This window comes from Kitasatospora sp. NBC_01539 (assembly GCF_045040525.1).
Lineage (GTDB): Bacteria > Actinomycetota > Actinomycetes > Streptomycetales > Streptomycetaceae > Kitasatospora.
Genome location: NZ_CP109390.1, coordinates 4,740,362 through 4,758,428, shown reverse-complemented (window position 1 = coordinate 4,758,428; position 18,067 = coordinate 4,740,362). Strand labels below are relative to the sequence as shown.

The window sequence follows — 18,067 nt, the reverse complement described above, 5'->3', positions numbered from 1 at the left end:
CCGTCACGCCAGTGACACACTGGGTCCCCATGCCGCCCCGTCATCACTCGCCCGAGGCCCTGCTCGAGACCCTGTCCACCAGCCGGGGCCGGTCGGACCGCCTCACCCATACGGAGCATCTTCCCGCGCGTCCCGCACGCCACGCCTCCTGGCCGGAAGGAATCCGTCCGGAAATCCGGGAGGCCGCGCGTGAGCTCGGCGTGGACGAGCCGTGGGCCCATCAGGCCACCGCGATGGAGTTGGCGAAAAGCGGTCGGAGTGTCGTGATCGCCACCGGTACGGCCTCCGGCAAGTCCCTCGGCTACCTGGCGCCGGTGCTCAGCGATCTGCTCGACGGCACGGAGGCCCGCAACGGCCGCGGTGCCACCGCGCTCTACCTCGCCCCGACGAAGGCCTTGGCCGCCGACCAGCGCAGGCGCGCCGCCGAACTCGTACCGCCACGTGTCCGGGTCGCGCTCTACGACGGCGACACCCCGGTCGAGGAGCGCGAGTGGGTCCGCCAGTACGCCTCCTACGTGCTGACCAACCCGGACATGCTGCACCGCGGCATCCTGCCGGCCCACGCGCGCTGGTCGACCTTCCTGAAGACCCTGCGCTACGTCGTGATCGACGAGTGCCACAGCTACCGCGGGGTGTTCGGCTCGCACGTCGCCCAGGTGCTGCGGCGCCTGCGGCGATTGTGCGCCCGGTACGGCGCGGAGCCGACGTTCCTGCTGGCCTCGGCCACCACTGCGGAACCGGCCGTCACCGCGCGCCGCCTCACCGGCCTCCCGGCGGTCGCGGTGACGGAGGACGCCTCCCCGCGCGGCCCGCTGGTGTTCGCCCTGTGGGAGCCCCCGCTCACCGAACACGTCGGCGAGCAGGGCGCGCCCGTACGCCGCACGGCGACGGCGGAGACCGGATATCTGCTGACCGACCTGGTCTCCGCCGGCATCCGCACGGTGGCCTTCGTCCGGTCCCGCCGCGGTGCCGAACTCGTCGCCCTCCAGGCCCAGGACCTGCTGGGCAGCCCGCTCGCCGGGCGGGTCGCGGCCTACCGCGGCGGCTATCTCGCGGACGAGCGCAGGGCGCTGGAGCGCGACCTGCACTCCGGCCGGCTGCTGGGGCTCGCCTCCACCTCGGCCCTGGAGCTGGGGGTCGACGTGTCGGGCCTGGACGCCGTCCTGATCGCCGGATACCCGGGCACCCGGGCCTCGCTCTGGCAGCAGGCCGGACGGGCCGGACGCGAGGCCCAGGGAGCCCTGGCCGTCCTGATCGCCCGGGACGACCCGCTGGACACCTACCTCGTGCACCATCCCGAGGCGCTGTTCGACAACCCCGTCGAGGCGACCGTGCTCGACCCCGACAACCCGCACGTCCTGGCCCCGCACCTGTGCGCGGCCGCGGCCGAGCTGCCGATCGCCGAGGCCGACCTGAGCCTGTTCGGTCCGTCCGCCGCGGCGCTGCTGCCGGTGCTGGAGCGCCGCGGACTGCTCCGTCAGCGGGCGGACGGTGCCTGGTACTGGACCCGGCGGGAGCGCGCCGCCGACCGGGTCGACCTGCGCGGCGGCGGGGGCGATCCCGTCCAGATCGTCGAGGCCTCGACCGGGCGGCTGCTTGGCACCGTGGACGCGGCCGCGTCCCACACGACCGTGCACACCGGCGCCGTCCATCTGCACCAGGGGCGCACCTACCTCGTCCGGGACCTCGACCTGGAGACCTCGGTCGCCCTGGTCGAGGCAGCCGATCCGCCGTACACGACGGCCGCCCGCGACATCACCTCGATCTCCGTACTGTCCACCGACATCACCGAGGCATGGGGCGAGGCCCGGATGAACTTCGGCGCGGTCGAGGTCGTGAACCAGGTCGTGGGATTCCTGCGCAAGCGGATCGCGACCGGCGAGGTGCTCGGCGAGACCAAGCTGGACCTCCCGCCCCGGACGCTGCGGACGCGCGCCGTGTGGTGGTCGGTGACGGAGGACCAACTGCTCGACGCGGACATTCCGTTCGACCGGCTGCCCGGTGCCGCCCATGCCGCCGAGCACGCCTCGATCGGGCTGCTGCCGCTGTTCGCCACCTGCGACCGCTGGGACATCGGTGGCGTGTCGGTGCCCCTGCACCCCGACACCGGGCTGCCGACGGTGTTCGTCTACGACGGGCACTCCGGCGGCGCCGGCTTCGCCGAGCGGGGCTTCCGCCGTGCGCGCCAGTGGCTCACCGCCACACGGGACGCCATCGCCGCATGCGAGTGCGAACGCGGCTGCCCCTCCTGCGTGCAGTCCCCCAAGTGCGGGAACGGGAACGACCCGCTCGACAAGGCCTCGGCGGTGCGGCTGCTGGACGCCCTGCTCGCCGGGGCCCCGGCGGACGCCGGACGGCCGGACCCGGGGGACGGCGACGAACCCCGCTAGGGAGACCCGGCCGCGGACCGACTCGGGTGCGACGTCGCCCCCGGCCCACACCGGGCCGGCCCGGGCCCTGGCCCTGGCCGGCCCGGTCGGCAGCGGAAGCCGGGTGACGACCGCGCCCGCGCGGACCTCCACCACGACCTCGACGGCGTCCTCGGACGGCACAGGCGTGCAGGAGACCAGCGACGCCTCCTGAGCCACGGCGATCCGGCCCGCACGCCCGCAGCCCCCGTCGGGATCGACCAGCAGCCGCTCGGCCGCTGCGAGCGCGGCAAGGTCCGCCGCCGACTCCGCACGGTGCCGCGCGGCCACCGCCGTGCCCATCACCAGGCCGGCCGTGAAGACGACGCAGGTGACCATGCCCAGGGCGAGCAGCCACACGGTGGCGGAGCCGCGGTCCGGCGGCCCGGGTCGCGGGGGCCCGTTCAGGACGGCCATGGCGTTCCTCCTTCCGGGCCCACGGCGTCCTCGCGCGCGGCGACCGCCGAGGCGGTGAGCCGCACCGCCAGCACGGCACCGAACCGGCCGGGTCCGGGGTAGGGCGACTCGACGGTCACCCGGACGGTGTCGGCCTCCCGCAGGACCTGGACAACCGCTCCCGGCGGAGCGGCTGCCCGGGCCGAGGTCGCCGGATCGGTCTCGCCCCGTGCGGCCGCCCGGGCACCCACCCGCGCGGCGTCGACACAGCGGATCTGCGCCACCGTGCCGAGGACGCCCCAGGTCAGCAGGGCCGCCAGGAGCACCATGGCGGGCAGCGCCACCGCGGTCTCCGCCGTCACCATGCCCGCGTCCCCGCACCCGTCGCGGCGCCGCCCCGGACGGCGGCGCCCGTCCTCACACCGCATGAAGGGCCCGGTCGAGCACCTCACCGAGGGCCCCGGACACGGCGGCGCTCGTGACGACCCGGTAGAGGACAGCCGCGAACCCGCACGCGGCGACCGTGCCGATGGCGTACTCGGCGGTCGTCATGCCGGCGTCCGGCGGGCCCACGGTGAGGCGTCGCAGCCTCCAGGACAGCCGGCGGGCGGGACGCCCCGGCGGCCTGTCGGAGCAGCGCCGGTGCCACGGACGTCCGGTCGGGAGCTGGGTGGTGGCGCGGGCAGTGGGCAGAGACATGGAAGTACTCCTTCGGACGAGGAACACGGGACGGTCAGGACGAGGAAGACGGGACGAGGAGCGCGAAGGGGAACGGTTCAGGCGTTCCGGAGGTACGCGGCGGTGAGGCCCATGACCACCGGCACCACGCCGATCAGGACGAAGGCGGGCAGGAAGCAGAGGCCGAGCGGCGCGGTGGCGAGGACACCGGCCCGGCGCACCCTGGCGTGTGCGGCCCGTACGGCGGCGGCCCGCTGCGCCTGGGCCAGACCGGCCAGGGCCGCGGACGGCGGCGCCCCGCCGAGGCTCGTACGCGCCAGGCAGCGCGCCAGCGGTGCGAGTGACGGACTGTCTGCTGCGAGCTGCTCCCAGCAGGCATCCGGCGGGGCCCCCAGCGCCAGGTGGGCGGCGACCGCGTCGAGGCGCTCACGCATGGGCGGTTCAAGGCTCGCCGCGACGGCCGCCGCGGCTCGGCCGGGCGACGACGAGACGGTCAGGAAAGCGGCCAGGAGTTCAGCCGCGAGTGGGAGCTGGCGCAGCAGATGCTCCTGCTCCCGCGCCGCCCGTGCGTCCTGCGGGAGTGGCGGACGCGGTAGCCGGTGGTACGCCAGTGCGGCGGCGAGCGATCCGGCGACCAGTCCGACCGCCCCACCGGTCAGGGCAGCCACGGCCAGCCCGGCCGCGGCCGGCAGCAGCCAGACCCTGGCCCGTAGGCGGTTGCGCGGCGGACCTACGCGGCGCGCGCCCGGTCCGTACCGGGGGTCGCGACAGGCCGCCGCGCGGAGGCCCCGGAGTCGGCGTCTGACCGTCCTGCGCCCGACCGGCCCCGGCAGCAGGGCGCCGAGCACGGCCAGCGCCGACAGCACGGCCGGGGTGGCGTTCACCGTTCCGCCCCGGCGTGTCCGTGGCCCGGTCGGCCGCCGCTGCCGACCGGATCCCGTCGGGTGTCCCGACGCCGGGTCAGTCCGCAGGAGCCGGAGAGCACGGCGCGCTCCTGGCGCTTCCGGGGGCCGCCCTCGGCGTCCCTGACGATCCGCGACGTCCAGGCCAGTCCGGCCGCTTCGAGCAGCACGCCCGCCGCCAGGCAGCCGAGACCGGCCGGGGTGTGCAGCAGCGTGGTGAGCGGGTGCGCCCCCAGAGCGGCGCCGAGCAGCAGGGCGAGCACCGGGAGCACCGCGAGCAGTGCGGTGGTCGCCCGGCAGCCGGCGAGCTCGCCGGCGATCTCCTCCGCCAGGGCGCGCTCGGCCCGCAGCGCATCGGCGAGCCGGTCCAGTCCGTGTGCGAGACCGGTGCCGCTGTCGCTGCCGACCTGCCAGCACGCGGCCAGGGCGGCCGCGCCGCGGCCGCCGGGCAGCTCGGCGACCAGCCGGAGGGCCGCGGGGACGTTCGCCCCGTACGGCGCTGCCGCGAGCCTGGCCGAGGCCTCCAACCCGAGGTCGCTGCGGAACGCCGCCTCCCTGCCCATGACCATGTGGAGGGCCTGTTCCGGGGTGGCCCCGCTGCGCAGTTCGCCCACCAGACCGGTGCAGAGGTCGATCACGGCGGCGGCCCGTCGCCGCGCCTGCTCCGCGGTGCGGCGACGGGCGCGCCACCTGAGGAGCGGGACGACGCCGACGGCTGCCGCGAGGACCGGCACCGGGGAGTCGACGGCGTGCGCCGCCAGCAGCCCGACGGGCAGCAGGGCGAGCTCGGGCACGGGTCTCGGCAGGCGGTTCCTCCATCGGGTCCCCCGACATCGGGTGCCCCGAGCCGCGGGCGCCGTTCCGCACCCGCGTGGACGGCCGCCGCGGGCGGTGCCGTGGAGCACGGCCGAGGCCCGTCCGCCGGACCGCCTGCGCCGCAGGTGCCCGAGCAGCAGGCCTGCCGACAGCCCGCCGAACATCCCGGCCCAGGGCATCAGGTACACGCTCACGACGTGCCTCCCTGGCCGTCACCGGTGCCGCGGTCCTTCGGCGGCCGGCCGGCGTACTCCAGCAGCCACCAGGCGAGGGCTGCAGCACCGCACAGGGCCAGGGCCCAGATCAGCTCGAACTGACCGAGCGTCATGCGAACCTCCCCGGGAGGATCACGCCGCGTTCCGCGCATGTCCGCTGGAGTGTCGGCCAGCCGGGGCCGGTCTCGGACCGGCCGGCGCCGAAGCGGACGGCGGGGCGGGTGGTGGCCAGCCCCCGGCTGTCCCCCTCCACGATGTGGAGTTCGGCGACGCGGCGCTGCCCGGTCTGCGGGTCGCGGACGAGGTGGACCACCACGTCGAGGGCTGCACGGAGCTGGCTGTGCAGCGAGAATCGGTCGAGGCCGGCGAGCGACCCGAGCGCCTCCAGCCTGGCCGGGACGTCCGCCGCCGCGTTCGCGTGCACGGTGCCGCACCCGCCCTCGTGGCCGGTGTTCAGTGCTGCGAGCAGGTCCACCACCTCGGCACCGCGGACCTCGCCTACGACGAGCCGGTCGGGGCGCATGCGCAGCGCCTGCCGTACGAGTTCGCGGAGGGTCAGTTCGCCGAGGCCTTCCTGGTTCGGCGGCCGGCTCTGGAGGCGCACGACGTGCGGGTGGTCGGGGCGGAGTTCCGCCGAGTCCTCGGCCACGACGATGCGCTCCCGGGGGTCGACCAGGCCGAGCAGGCTGCAGAGGAGGGTGGTCTTCCCCGAGCCCGTTCCCCCGCTGACGAGCAGTGAGAGCCTGGCCTTCACCACACCGGCGAGCAGTTCCGCACCGGACGCGGAGACCGTGCCGCCGCGGGTGAGCTCGTCGAGGGTGAACGGGCTGGATCGGCAGATGCGCAGCGAGATGTGGGTGCAGCCGGTCGCGATCGGGGGGAGGACGGCGTGCAGGCGCGTCCCGTCCGGGAGCCGGGCGTCCACCCATGGCATGGCGTCGTCGAGTCGGCGGCCGGCGGAGGTCGCCAGCCGGTGGGCCAGGTGCCGTACGGCGTCGGGGCCGGGGAACCGGACCTCGGGCACCCGCTGCAGCCCGCGGCCGCAGTCGATCCACACCTCGTCCGGCGCGTTGACGAGGACGTCCGTCACGTCGGGACGTTCGAGGAGCTGGTGGAGCGGGCCCGTCCCGATCAGCTCGGCCTGGATGGCCCGGACCGTGTCGAGGACGTCGCCGCCGCCCAGGGTGGGCCGGCTGGCCCGGAGCGCGGCGGCGACGGACCCGGTGGTGGGCGGGGTGCCGGTCTCCGCCAGCCGGAGCCGGACGGCGTCGAGCAGCGCGACGGGTTGCTGCGGGACGTCGCCGGCCCGGCCCGGGGACGCCGCCCGGGGCGCGTCTCGGTTGCCGGGCGGCGGCCCGGGCGGCGGCGCTTCGGAGTCGCGGTGGCGTCGGCTCTCCCGGACGGTCCGGACGGCCGTTTCCCCGGTCCTGCCCCGCCGGGGTGCGGCGGCGGGTCCGGCACCGGACCGCCGTCCTCGCAAGATGAGGCGGCCCGTCACAGCGCACCGCCGCCGGCCGCCGCGACCGGCGGCATGACCTCGTCCAGGAAGCCGCTGCAGAACCGCGCCAGCGGGCCGCGCTCGCGGACGCCGGGCGGCAGCCCGCGTTCGACGTCGAGACCGAGCCCGGGCTCGGGCGGGAGTTCACCGGCGAAGGCCAGTCCGAGGTTGCGGGCGATCTCGACGGCCGTCAGCCCGACCGGGCCGGGTGTGCGGACGACGGCCCGCAGGTCGGTCATGCGCATTCTGGCGGCGGCGGCCACACGGTCGGCCGCGGCGAGCGCGCGCAGTTCCGCGGGCACCACCAGCAGTCCGGTGTCGACCTGCTCCAGGGCCTGCGCAGCGGCCGCGTCGAGCTGCCTGGGCAGATCGACGACGACGAGGCCCCCGCGTCGCCTGGCGGCGGCGAGCACGCTCTGCATCGCCTCCGGCGGGATGGTCAGGCAGTCGCTGCGGTCCCAGGAGAGCGCGCTGAGTCCTCGGAGCTCCGGCAGCGCCTTGGCGAGTTCGGCGCCGCTCAGCCGGCCCCGGGAGGCCGCGAGGTCGGGCCAGCGGAGCCCGTCCGACGTCTCACCGCCGAGGAGGACGTCGAGGCCGCCGCCGAGCGGGTCGGCGTCGACGAGCATCGTGCGGTGTCCGGCGCGTGCCGCGGTCACGGCCAGCGCGCAGGCGAGCGTGGAGGCACCGGCCCCGCCGCGGCCGCCCAGCACGCCGACCGTGAGCGCGGACGGCCCGACGCCCTCGGTGGCGTCGGCGATCCGGTCCAGCAGCCAGGCCTGGGCGTCCGGCAGGAAGAGGACGTGCTCGGCGCCGACCCGCACGGCGCGGACCCACACGCTGCCGTCGTCGAGGTCGATGCCGAGGAGGAGGACGCCCGGTCGGCGGGGAAGCCCGCTGCACCGCTCGGCGAGGTCGTCACCGATCAGGACGAGCGGCGCGTTCTCCCAGGTCGCCCTGGGTGGCGCGTCGCCGAGGACGTCGGGTTCGGCCCCGGCGGCGGCGCAGATCCGGGTGAGGTGTTCGGCGACGGACGCGTCGCCGGTCACGATGAGGGGGCGGGGCTGTGCCGGCCGGCCGGTCGGCTGGGAGTCGGTGGTGGGTGTCGACATGGCGGTCTCCCCCAGGGGTCGCTGTCCGGTGTGGTGCCGAGAAGGCCGGGCAGGTTCGGCCTGGCGCAGGTCGGCAGGGCGTTCCGCTCCTTCCGGTGGCCCGGAGGTCGGCTGCCCGGTCACCAGACTGCGGATCCGGGGACGCCGGCCCGGAGGGCTGCGGAATACCTGTGGACAACTGGGGGGCTGTGGATAACTTCTTCACCCGACCGGGGGGTATTGCATCGGGGAATTGACGTTCACAGCGGGCGGCGGGCCATTCACGGGGCCGTGAAACAGGCCGGTTTTCCACCGAGGACGCAGTCACCGAGAGTGACAGAAGTGCAGTCGTGGTGATGATGGGGATGCCGTGCGCAATCCTGGTGACGGAATCGCGCCGAACGGCCACCGAACGTGTCAACGGGCCCTCGAAACGGGCCCGGACGTGCGACGACCCCCGCCGGGGGGGAGAGCGGGGGTCGTCTATCCACGGTCCGACTCGGGGGGGAGGAGCCGGACCGGGTTAGCACGGTCGCGAACGATCCGTGACTTCCATGGTGTACCCGAGCGGCCAGAAACACAAACCCGCGCGCCCTCGCGTACACCGAATGGCGGCGGGCATTACCCCGCCCTCTATCCTCGGTCCCGTGGACAGCACCGAGAACTCCGACACCGTCGGCCCCGACGCCGATCCAGCGAGCGGAACCGGTACGGAGGGGCCCGCGGCACCCGCCTCCGGGCAGTCCGCCGAGCCGTTCCCCGGCGCCGGCCGGCCCGCGTCCGGCGAGACCCCCGCCGCGGAGCCGGTCGCCCTCGGGTCCGCCCTCGTCCGTCCGCCCGGCGGACCGCGCACGGCGGCCTTCTTCGACCTCGACAAGACCATCATCGCCAAGTCGAGCGCCCTCGCGTTCAGCCGGCCCTTCTACCAGGGCGGCCTGATCAACCGTCGGGCCGTGCTGAAGAGCGCGTACGCGCAGTTCGTCTTCCTGCTGGGCGGCGCCGACCACGACCAGATGGAGAAGCTGAGGCAGTACCTGTCCGCCCTCACCCGGGGCTGGAACGTGCAGCAGGTCCGCGAGATCGTCGCGGAGACCCTGCACGAGCTGATCGACCCGATCATCTACGACGAGGCCGCCTCGCTGATCGAGCAGCACCACACCGCCGGGCGCGACGTCGTGATCGTCAGCAGCTCCGGCTCGGAGGTGGTGGAGCCGATCGGCCGCCTGCTCGGCGCCGATCACGTCATCGCCACCCGGCTGAAGGTGGAGGACGGGCGCTACACCGGCGAGATCGAGTACTACGCGTACGCCGAGAACAAGGCGGCCGCGATCCGCGAGCTCGCCGCGGAGCAGGGCTACGACCTGGCCGACTGCTACGCCTACAGCGACTCGTCGACCGATCTGCCCCTGCTGGAGGCCGTCGGCCATCCGTCCGCCGTGAACCCCGACCGGGCCCTCCGCAAGGAGGCCGTGGCCCGCGAGTGGCCGGTGCTCGTGTTCAACCGCCCGGTCGAACTCCGCAGCCGGCTACCGGAGTTCTCCGCCCCCAGCAGGACGGTCCTGCTGGGCGTGGCACTCGGCACCGCGGCCGTCACCGCCGGCCTGCTCTGGTACGCGGCGAAGCAGCGCCGCCCGGCCGCCTGACGGCCGGACCTGCACATCTCGCCGAATCGGACAAGCGGGAAAAACTTCCCCTTTCGGGTTCCGCTTTGCAGCGATCCGCGATAGAAAGGACGTACGGCCCGCGAGACCCGGTCAGGACCCTAAGGGGTCGATCCGACAACGCAGTTAAGGCCCACGGACCGCGTACAGATAGTCGAGCACCCACATGCAGCCGACCCGCTGACGGGCCGCCGCACCAGGTGAACGGGCCAGATCCCCACCTGATGGGCACTTCCGGTGCATGCTCTGGTAACCCGGCACCTGTACCAGCGGCGGCACCCGGCAGGATCGGGTGCCGCCGCATCTGCGCTCTCCCCCGCGCTGTCAGACCATGCCGCGCTGCATGGCCTCGCACACCGCGGTGCTCTCGCGGACGCCCAGCCGCAGGGCCTCGGCGCAGTGCGCGATCCAGCGGGCCATGCCCTCGCCGGTGCCGCCGAGGTAGCCCGCCAGGGCGTCCCGGTAGGCGGCGGTCCCGAGTTCCGCGAGGCCGACCTCGGCCGGGCAGATGGCCTTGGGGTCGAGGCCCTCCGCGATCAGCACGATCCGCTGGGCGGCCCGCGCGATGACGCCGTTGTGCGAGGCGAAGGGGCGAAGCGCGAGCAGCTCGCCGTGCACCACCGCGGCCACCACGAGAGCGGGTGTGCCGCTCGCCGCGCCTTCCGCCCGGCCGGCCAGCAGTCGGGCGAGCTGGTCGAGGCGCGCCGCGGCCTCGTCGGCGCCCGGGGCGGCGGGAAGTTCCAGCCCCTTCGCCGACCGGTCGAAACCCTCCGCCGCGGCGATCACCAGCGGGAAGAGCGGCGCAGCGGTCTCGTCGCCCCGGCGGGGTCGGCCCGTGGTGGCGTCGGCGTCACCCGTCGCGAGCAGGTGCAGCCGCGCCAGGACCTGCAGCGGGGAGTGCCGCCACACGCCGAGCAACTGCCCGGCCTCGGCCGAGATCCGCAGGGCGCCGCCGACCGCGCGGGCCTGTTCGTCGCCGCTGAAGTCACTGCGCCGCCGGATCTCCTCCAGCGGCCAGTCGGCGCCGTCCAGGGCCGCGGAGGCCCTGGCGCCGCGCAGGGCGGCCTCGGAGGTGACCTCGCCGGCCCGCCGGCGCATCACCCGGTGCCCGTAGAGGCGGTCGACGGCCTTGCGTACCTCGGCGACGGCCTCGGGCACCCCGGGCAGTTCGGCCAGCGAGGCGAGGGGATCAGTTCCAGTGCTCACCTACCAGAGGGTAATGACTCCCTCCGCACCCTCGGCACAGCAACCCCGGTGTCACCCGATCGAGGCAATCCGCCTTTCCCGCATGTGCCAGCCGTCAAACCACCGCTAGCATGACCGCTAATCGGTGACGATAACGATTTCCAACACAGCCGAGCGGCCGGGGGCCGCCGCGGCGGGAGCCGGAGCCTCAGATGAAGATCGCCTTCGTCGGCAAGGGCGGCAGCGGCAAGACGACGCTGTCCGCACTGTTCATCCGCCACCTGGCCGCCGTCGGCCGCCCGGTGATCGCCGTCGACGCCGACATCAACCAACACCTCGGCCCGGCACTCGGCCTGACGGATGACCAGGCAGCCCGGCTGCCGGCCCTCGGCGCCCACCTGCCGGACATCAAGGAGTACCTCCGCGGCGACAACCCGCTGATCGGCTCCTCCGACGAAATGATCAAAACCACTCCCCCCGGCCGCGGCTCACGCCTGCTGCGGATCGTCGAGGAGAACCCGGTCTACGGCGCGTGCGCCCGCCCGATCGCCCTGGACGAGGGATCGGTCCGGCTCATGGCCACCGGGGCCTTCACCGAGGAGGACCTCGGCGTCGCGTGCTACCACTCCAAGGTCGGTGCGGTCGAACTCCTGCTCAACCACCTGGTCGACGGCCGCGACGAGTACGTGGTCACCGACATGACGGCGGGTTCGGACTCCTTCGCCTCCGGACTCTTCACCCGGTTCGACCTGACCTTCCTCGTGGCCGAGCCGACCCGCAAGGGCGTCTCGGTGTACCGGCAGTACAAGGAGTACGCGCGGGACTTCGGCGTCGCCCTGCGGGTGGTCGGCAACAAGGTGCAGGGGGCGGAGGACCTCGCCTTCCTCCGCCGCGAGGTCGGCGAGGACCTCCTGGCGGCCTTCGGCCAGTCCGACTGGGTGCGGCGGCTGGAGCAGGGCTCCGAGCCCGCGCTGAGCGCGCTGGAGCCCGCCAACCGCACGGTGCTGGCCCGGCTGGAGGCCGAGGCGGACGCCGCCCACGCGCTCCGCGATCCGCGGAAGTACACCGCGCAGGCCGTCCACTTCCACCTCCGCAACGCGGAGAGCTGGGGCAACGCCAAGACGGGGCGCGATCTCGCCACGCAGGTCGACGCGGGCTTCGTGCTCGGCGCGGACGACCTGGACTCCGCGCACGCCTGACCCCTCCCGGGCAGCCGGCCGCGCAGCGGCCGACAGGGCCGGTGAACGCTCCCACCTGGGCGTTCACCGGCCCTGCCCGTTGCGAGTTCCCCGCGTGGCGCACCTCCACCCGTAAAGGTGAATCCACCGCTCCGGCGCGCCGCCCGCCGTCACGTCGTGCAAAGATTCCATTACTCTCGGTTTACCGACTCTTGGCATACCGGCTTCCAGATGGTCCTAGGTCCCCGCGGGAATCAACCGCCGCGTCCTCACCATCCCGCCCAGCCGTCGCGATCCACACAGCCGATCCGCCCGTGTGCCTTCACAAGCCGGACCTGACTGCTTTCGTTCCCCCGGACAGACGGGACACCATGACCCTCGACATCTCCGCCGCACCCATCGCCTCGGACACCACGGACCACGCGCCACCGCCGCGGCCCGGTCGCCGCGGCCGCCGCCACGCGCACCTCCTCCACGACCTGCCCGCATCGCTGGCGGTCTTCCTGATCGCCGTGCCCTTCTCGCTCGGCATCGCACTCGCCACCGGAGCGCCGCTGACCGCAGGGCTCGTCACCGCCGCCGCCGGCGGCCTCGTGGCCGGGCTCCTCGGCGGCACCCCGCTCCAGGTCAGCGGGCCGTCCGCAGCGCTGACCGTCATCACCGCAGGCATCGTCGCGCAGTACGGCTGGCGGATCGCCTGCACCGTGACCGTCGCCGCCGGGCTGCTGCAACTCCTGCTCGGCTCGCTCCGCGTCGCCCGCGCCGCTCTGGCCGTCTCCCCCGCCGTCGTCCACGGCATGCTCGCCGGTGTCGGCCTCACCATCGCCCTCGCACAGCTGCACGTCGTGCTCGGCGGCGCCCCGCAGAGCTCGGCACTCGCCAACCTGATCGCGCTCCCCGGCCAGGCCGCCGGCCCGTACCTGCCCGCACTGGCGGTCGGCGCGCTCGCGGTGGCCGTACTCGTCGCCTGGCCGCGGCTCGGCCGGCTCCCCGGGGCCGCCGGGCGCGTCGGTCACCGGCTCGCCCGGATTCCGGCCGCGCTGGTCGCCGTGGCCGCCGGGACGACGCTCTCGCTCGGCCTCGGACTGCGGCTCGCCCGCGTCGAACTGCCCGGCTGGCAGCACCACGCCCTCGCCGAGGCACCCACCGGACAACTGTTCGCGGCCCGGTGGCCGGAACTCCTCGCCCTCGTACTGACCGTCACCGCGGTGGCCGGCGTCGAGTCCCTGCTGTCCTCCGTCGCGGTCGACCGGATGACCCACACGACCAGCGACCTCGACCGGGAGCTCCGCGGCCAGGGCCTCGCGAACATGGTGTCCGGCATCCTCGGCGGCCTGCCCGTGGCGGGCGGCGCGGTGCGGAGCACCGCCAACGTGAAGGCCGGGGCCGCGTCCCGGTGGTCCGCCGTGCTGCACGGATGCTGGGTGGTGCTCGCCGCGCTCGCGCTGGCGGGCGGGCTGAGCCGTATCCCGCTCGCCGCGCTGGCAGCCCTCGTGCTCGTGGTCGGCATCCAGATGGTCAGCTTCGCGCACATCAGGCGCATCCACCGCCACCGCGAGTTCCCCGTCTACCTGGCGACCGTGGTCGGCGTCGTCGCCCTGGGCGTCCCGCTGGGCGTCGCCCTCGGCGGCACCGTCGCCGCCCTCCTCGCACTGCACCGGCTGACCCGGGCCCACGTCGACGCGAGCACCGACCCGGACGGCTCGCACCACGTCCGGACGTACGGGCCGCTGACCTTCGCCGCCGTGCCCACCCTCAGCCGGACCCTGGCACAGATCCCCGCCGGCGCCGCGGTGACCGTCCACCACGACGGATCATTCCTCGACCACGCCGCGTACGAGGCGCTGCACACCTGGCGCGCGATGTACCAGACCGCAGGCGGGCGGGTCTCGCTGGTGACGGAGCACCGCACGGCGGAACCCCTGGATCCCGACGGCATCGTGCGCCACGACGCGACCGCGGGCCTCCACCACTGCCGGGCGTGGACGCCCTGGATGGGCCACCACTGCATCGACCAGGACCCCGACGACCCGCACGGTCGCCTGCTCGACGGTGTGCGCGGCTTCCAGCAGCACACGGCGCCCCTCGTCCGTGACGAACTCGCGCGCCTGGCGAGGGAGGGCCAGACCCCCTCCCAGCTCTTCCTGACCTGTGCCGACTCACGGATGGTCACGAGCATGATCACCAGTAGCGGCCCGGGCGACCTGTTCACCGTACGGAACGTCGGGAACCTCGTGCCCGCACCGCACGAGCCCGGCGCCGCCGACGACTCGGTGGCCGCGGCGGTGCAGTACGCGGTCGACGTCCTGGAGGTCCGCTCCATCACGGTCTGCGGTCACTCCGGCTGCGGCGCGATGAAGGCCTTGCTGGACGGTCTCCACGAGCAACCCGGCGCCCCCACGCCGCTCAGTCGCTGGCTGCGCAACGGGCGGGGGTCGCTGGCACGACTCAGGCGTGCCCCGGCCCGGTTCGCCGACCGTCCGGCCGCCGACCAGGTCGAGGAGCTCTGCATCACCAACGTCGTCCAGCAGTTGGACCAGCTCCTCGCCAACCCGGCGGTGGAACGCCGGGTCGCCGAGGGAAGCCTGCGCCTGGTCGGCATGTACTTCGACTTCGCGACGGCCCAGGCCTACGTCCTGGACGGCCCGAGCGGGCGCTTCTCCCCCGTGTCGGCCGAGCTCCACGAGGCACTCCGCCCCGAGCGGACGGCGGTCACCGCCTGACGGACCGGGAGATCCCCCGACCACCCGCAAGGACGGTCCGGGAAGCCCCCGGGACACCACCGTCAGCTCCGCAGCAGACTCCACAGATCGGCCGGGGTCACGTACCCGGGCCACCGGCCGTCCGAGAAGAGGTGGACCCCTGCGTCCAGGTAGCACTGGTCGACGAGCTGGGAGCAGATCATGTGACGACTGTCCGCCACGTACCCCTTGAGGAGCGGACTGAAGGGCAGACGGAAGCGGTGCGCGGCCAGCGCGAAGTAGTCGGCGACGCTGTAGGGCACGCCCACGTAGCCGCGCGCCGCGGTCACCAGGGCCGCACGCTGTCCGTCCGTCAGGGTGTACCGGCCGGTGGACCAGAGGGCGGGATGCCCGTCGTACACGGAGACGGGACGCAGCTCGGCACCGCCGGGCTGCGCCTCGACCAGCTGCCCGTCCCCGACGTAGATGAAGGCGTGCTCGTAGTCGGCGAATCCGTCGCCGTTGAGCCACTGTCCGATCCGGATGAGACGGCCGACCCGGCCGTCCATCCGGACGACCGCGAAATCGCCCGGGAGGGCCGCGGCGGAAGGCGGTGAGGTGGAGGAGAGGGATGTCTGCGTCACGGCTCGGACCTCCGTCGCAAGGAAGGGTTCCGATGGTCGGGCCTGCGGCGATGACCACAGGCCCGCCTGGTCAGTGGAGTACCGATCCGCCGGACCGTCAAGTACTCGCGCACCAGAACGCGGGCGGCAGCGTCCGCGGCCGGCAGCGGGAGGAATGCGCCCCGACGGTACGACGCCAAGGAACCGGCTCGGACAGGCGGTCGGACAGGTGATTCCGACGGGCTGGACGGTTCGGGCAGGCGGTCGGACAGGCGATTCGGACGGGAGCGGCGTCGAGGGTGGGGTGGGTGTCCGCGAGGCGCCCGGGCTGAGGGACGAGCCGACACAACGACCGGCGGCAGCCCCGTATCCGATCACGCCGCCCGGAGCGCGAGGGGTACGGCACCGCCATCGACGGGCGGCTCAGGACGGTCTGGCGGTCCGGGCCCCTCACACATCAAAGGTCTACACCAATTTTCGGGAGGCTCTTGTCAACACGCCCGTTCGCCTGGTGAGCTGTGTGCTGGGACACACGGGACAATCCCACCGCACGGGATCTCCCGGTACATCAGAGTCGATGAGGAGTGCGCGTTGAGCAACGAGAGCCTGGCCAACCTGCTCAAGGAGGAGCGCCGCTTCGCGCCTCCCGCGGAGCTCGCCTCGGCGGCCAACGTGACCGCGGATGCCTACCGGCAGGCTTCGGAGGACCGGCTGGCCTTCTGGGCGGAGCAGGCACGCCGCCTCACCTGGTCCACCGAACCGACCCGGACCCTGGACTGGTCGAACCCGCCGTTCGCCACCTGGTTCGCCGACGGCACCCTGAACGTCGCCTACAACTGCGTCGACCGCCACGTCGAAGCAGGCAACGGCGACCGCGTCGCCCTCCACTTCGAGGGCGAACCCGGCGACAGCCGCGCCATCACCTACGCCCAGCTCAAGGACGAGGTCTCCCGCGCCGCCAACGCCCTGCTCGAACTCGGCATCCGCAAGGGCGACCGCGTCGCGATCTACCTCCCCATGATCCCCGAAGCCGTCATCGCCATGCTCGCCTGCGCCCGCATCGGCGCCACCCACTCCGTCGTCTTCGGCGGCTTCTCCGCCGACGCCGTCGCCTCCCGCATCCAGGACGCCGACGCCACCCTCGTCATCACCGCCGACGGCGGCCACCGCCGGGGCAAGCCCACCGCCCTCAAACCCGCCATCGACGAAGCACTCACCACCTGCCCCCACGTCGAACACGTCCTGGTCGTACGCCGCACCGGCCAGGACACCGCATGGACCGAGGGCCGCGACCTCTGGTGGCACGAAACCGTCGACCGCCAGCCCACCCACCACACCCCCCAGCCCCACGAAGCCGAACACCCCCTCTTCATCCTCTACACCAGCGGCACCACCGGAAAACCCAAGGGCATCCTCCACACCACCGGCGGCTACCTCACCCAGACCGCCTACACCCACCACGCCGTCTTCGACCTCAAACCCGACACCGACGTCTACTGGTGCACCGCGGACATCGGCTGGGTCACCGGACACTCCTACATCGTCTACGGCCCCCTCGCCAACGGCGCCACCCAGGTCATCTACGAAGGCACCCCCGACACCCCCCACCAGGGCCGCTTCTGGGAAATCATCCAGAAATACGGCGTCACCATCCTCTACACCGCCCCCACCGCGATCCGCACCTTCATGAAGTGGGGCGACGACATCCCCGCCAAGTACGACCTCTCCAGCCTGCGCGTCCTGGGATCGGTCGGAGAACCCATCAACCCCGAAGCATGGATCTGGTACCGGGAACACATCGGCGCCGGCAAGACCCCCATCGTCGACACCTGGTGGCAGACCGAGACCGGCGCAATGATGATCAGCCCCCTGCCCGGCGTCACCACCACCAAACCCGGCTCCGCCCAGCGCGCCCTGCCCGGCATCACCGCCACCGTCGTCGACGACGACGCCAACGAAGTACCCGACGGCGCCGGCGGCTACCTCGTCCTCACCGAACCCTGGCCCTCCATGCTCCGCACCATCTGGGGCGACGACCAGCGCTACATCGACACCTACTGGTCCCGCTTCCCCGGCCGCTACTTCGCCGGCGACGGCGCCAAGAAGGACGACGACGGCGACATCTGGCTCCTCGGCCGCGTCGACGACGTCATGCTCGTCTCCGGCCACAACATCTCCACCACCGAAGTCGAATCCGCCCTCGTCGGCCACCCCAAGGTCGCCGAATCCGCCGTCGTCGGCGCCACCGACCCCACCACCGGCCAGGCCATCGTCGCCTTCGTCATCCTCCGCACCACCACCAACCCCACCAACCCCACCAACACCGACACCACCGACGCCGCCCTCGTCGACGAACTCCGCACCCACGTCGCCCGCACCCTCGGCCCCATCGCCAAACCCAAGCGCATCCTCGTCGTCAACGAACTCCCCAAGACCCGCTCCGGCAAAATCATGCGCCGCCTCCTGCGCGACATCGCCGAAAACCGCGAGATCGGCGACACCACCACCCTCGCCGACTCCTCCGTCATGAACCTCATCCAAGCCCAACTCCCCACCACCCCCCAGGACTGACCACCACCGACCTGCGGGCGGCGGCCCGCAGGTCGGTGGACGGCGGCGCGCCCGGTCCCTGTGACCGGGCGCGCCGCCGTCCACCGAGCCCCTAGCGGGCCCGTCGCGGACCTGCCGCTCCTCCGTTTCGGCCGCCCCGTTCAGGAGCAGCCGGCCTCATGGCACCG

At 73.7% G+C, this 18,067-nt stretch carries 14 protein-coding genes and 1 pseudogene; 5 read left to right on the top strand and 10 right to left on the bottom strand.

The features are described 5' to 3' along the window. The first annotated feature begins 29 nt into the window (after nt 1-29). Nucleotides 30-2,390: a DEAD/DEAH box helicase gene (locus tag OG335_RS20640; RefSeq protein ID WP_405012599.1), complete on the top strand. Its 2,361-nt coding sequence runs from the start codon at nt 30-32 to the stop codon at nt 2,388-2,390. A gap of 111 nt (nt 2,391-2,501) precedes the next feature. Here the strand turns inward: OG335_RS20640 and OG335_RS20635 are convergent. From OG335_RS20635 to ssd, 8 genes and pseudogenes are all read right to left on the bottom strand, one after another. Beyond that, nucleotides 2,502-2,825 (bottom strand): annotated as a pseudogene (locus OG335_RS20635) (Rv3654c family TadE-like protein); the annotation flags it as partial. Beyond that, nucleotides 2,813-3,169 (bottom strand): TadE family type IV pilus minor pilin, encoded by a 357-nt coding sequence (locus OG335_RS20630; protein ID WP_405012598.1) that lies wholly within the window; start codon nt 3,167-3,169, stop codon nt 2,813-2,815. The pseudogene OG335_RS20635 and the gene OG335_RS20630, both read right to left, overlap by 13 nt. A 52-nt stretch (nt 3,170-3,221) precedes the next feature. Next, complete coding sequence (locus OG335_RS20625) at nt 3,222-3,503, bottom strand: DUF4244 domain-containing protein (protein WP_405012597.1); 282 nt, start codon at nt 3,501-3,503, stop codon at nt 3,222-3,224. Nucleotides 3,504-3,580: 77 nt separating this feature from the next. Beyond that, nucleotides 3,581-4,366, bottom strand: a complete 786-nt coding sequence (locus OG335_RS20620; protein ID WP_405012596.1) for a type II secretion system F family protein — start codon at nt 4,364-4,366, stop codon at nt 3,581-3,583. Then, on the bottom strand, nt 4,363-5,178 hold the full coding sequence (locus tag OG335_RS20615) for a type II secretion system F family protein (protein ID WP_405012595.1): 816 nt from the start codon (nt 5,176-5,178) through the stop codon (nt 4,363-4,365). Before OG335_RS20615 ends, OG335_RS20620 begins: the two co-directional genes overlap by 4 nt. A gap of 212 nt (nt 5,179-5,390) precedes the next feature. After that, the gene (locus OG335_RS20610; RefSeq protein WP_405012594.1) at nt 5,391-5,528 is read right to left on the bottom strand and encodes a hypothetical protein; all 138 of its coding nucleotides are present in this window, start codon (nt 5,526-5,528) and stop codon (nt 5,391-5,393) included. Then, complete coding sequence (locus tag OG335_RS20605) at nt 5,525-6,691, bottom strand: TadA family conjugal transfer-associated ATPase (protein ID WP_405015466.1); 1,167 nt, start codon at nt 6,689-6,691, stop codon at nt 5,525-5,527. Before OG335_RS20605 ends, OG335_RS20610 begins: the two co-directional genes overlap by 4 nt. Before the next feature lie 218 nt (nt 6,692-6,909). Next, a complete protein-coding gene (gene ssd / locus OG335_RS20600) occupies nt 6,910-8,022 on the bottom strand; it encodes a septum site-determining protein Ssd (RefSeq protein ID WP_405012593.1) in 1,113 nt (370 codons plus the stop codon). Between the two features lie 626 nt (nt 8,023-8,648). Between ssd and OG335_RS20595 the strand changes: the two genes are divergently transcribed. Then, on the top strand, nt 8,649-9,644 hold the full coding sequence (locus OG335_RS20595; RefSeq protein ID WP_405012592.1) for an HAD family hydrolase: 996 nt from the start codon (nt 8,649-8,651) through the stop codon (nt 9,642-9,644). A 342-nt stretch (nt 9,645-9,986) separates the two neighbouring features. Here the strand turns inward: OG335_RS20595 and OG335_RS20590 are convergent, their stop codons facing one another. Then, the gene (locus tag OG335_RS20590) at nt 9,987-10,868 is read right to left on the bottom strand and encodes an oxidoreductase (RefSeq protein WP_405012591.1); all 882 of its coding nucleotides are present in this window, start codon (nt 10,866-10,868) and stop codon (nt 9,987-9,989) included. Nucleotides 10,869-11,059: 191 nt separating this feature from the next. On the opposite strand from OG335_RS20590, the gene OG335_RS20585 reads away from it, so the two are divergent. Together OG335_RS20585 and OG335_RS20580 are read left to right on the top strand one after the other, a co-directional pair. Next, nucleotides 11,060-12,046, top strand: coding sequence for an ATP-binding protein (locus tag OG335_RS20585; RefSeq protein ID WP_405012590.1), 987 nt, complete (start codon nt 11,060-11,062; stop codon nt 12,044-12,046). Nucleotides 12,047-12,396: 350 nt separating this feature from the next. Further along, the gene (locus OG335_RS20580) at nt 12,397-14,748 is read left to right on the top strand and encodes a SulP family inorganic anion transporter (protein WP_405012589.1); all 2,352 of its coding nucleotides are present in this window, start codon (nt 12,397-12,399) and stop codon (nt 14,746-14,748) included. Between the two features lie 62 nt (nt 14,749-14,810). Here the strand turns inward: OG335_RS20580 and OG335_RS20575 are convergent, their stop codons facing one another. After that, nucleotides 14,811-15,350 carry a hypothetical protein gene (locus tag OG335_RS20575; protein ID WP_405012588.1) on the bottom strand — a complete coding sequence of 180 codons (540 nt, stop codon included), beginning with the start codon at nt 15,348-15,350 and terminating at the stop codon, nt 14,811-14,813. 570 nt (nt 15,351-15,920) lie between these two features. On the opposite strand from OG335_RS20575, the gene acs reads away from it, so the two are divergent. Continuing rightward, nucleotides 15,921-17,900: an acetate--CoA ligase gene (gene acs, locus OG335_RS20570; RefSeq protein ID WP_405012587.1), complete on the top strand. Its 1,980-nt coding sequence runs from the start codon at nt 15,921-15,923 to the stop codon at nt 17,898-17,900. Nucleotides 17,901-18,067 lie beyond the last annotated feature (167 nt).

Bases quoted from the DNA above. Each gene is read 5' to 3' on its own strand.
- OG335_RS20640 (WP_405012599.1), top strand. From the start codon at position 30: ATGCCGCCCCGTCATCACTCGCCCGAGGCCCTGCTCGAGACCCTGTCC.
- OG335_RS20630 (WP_405012598.1), bottom strand. From the start codon at position 3,169: ATGGTGACGGCGGAGACCGCGGTGGCGCTGCCCGCCATGGTGCTCCTG.
- OG335_RS20625 (WP_405012597.1), bottom strand. From the start codon at position 3,503: ATGTCTCTGCCCACTGCCCGCGCCACCACCCAGCTCCCGACCGGACGT.
- OG335_RS20610 (WP_405012594.1), bottom strand. From the start codon at position 5,528: ATGACGCTCGGTCAGTTCGAGCTGATCTGGGCCCTGGCCCTGTGCGGT.
- ssd (WP_405012593.1), bottom strand. From the start codon at position 8,022: ATGTCGACACCCACCACCGACTCCCAGCCGACCGGCCGGCCGGCACAG.
- OG335_RS20585 (WP_405012590.1), top strand. From the start codon at position 11,060: ATGAAGATCGCCTTCGTCGGCAAGGGCGGCAGCGGCAAGACGACGCTG.
- OG335_RS20580 (WP_405012589.1), top strand. From the start codon at position 12,397: ATGACCCTCGACATCTCCGCCGCACCCATCGCCTCGGACACCACGGAC.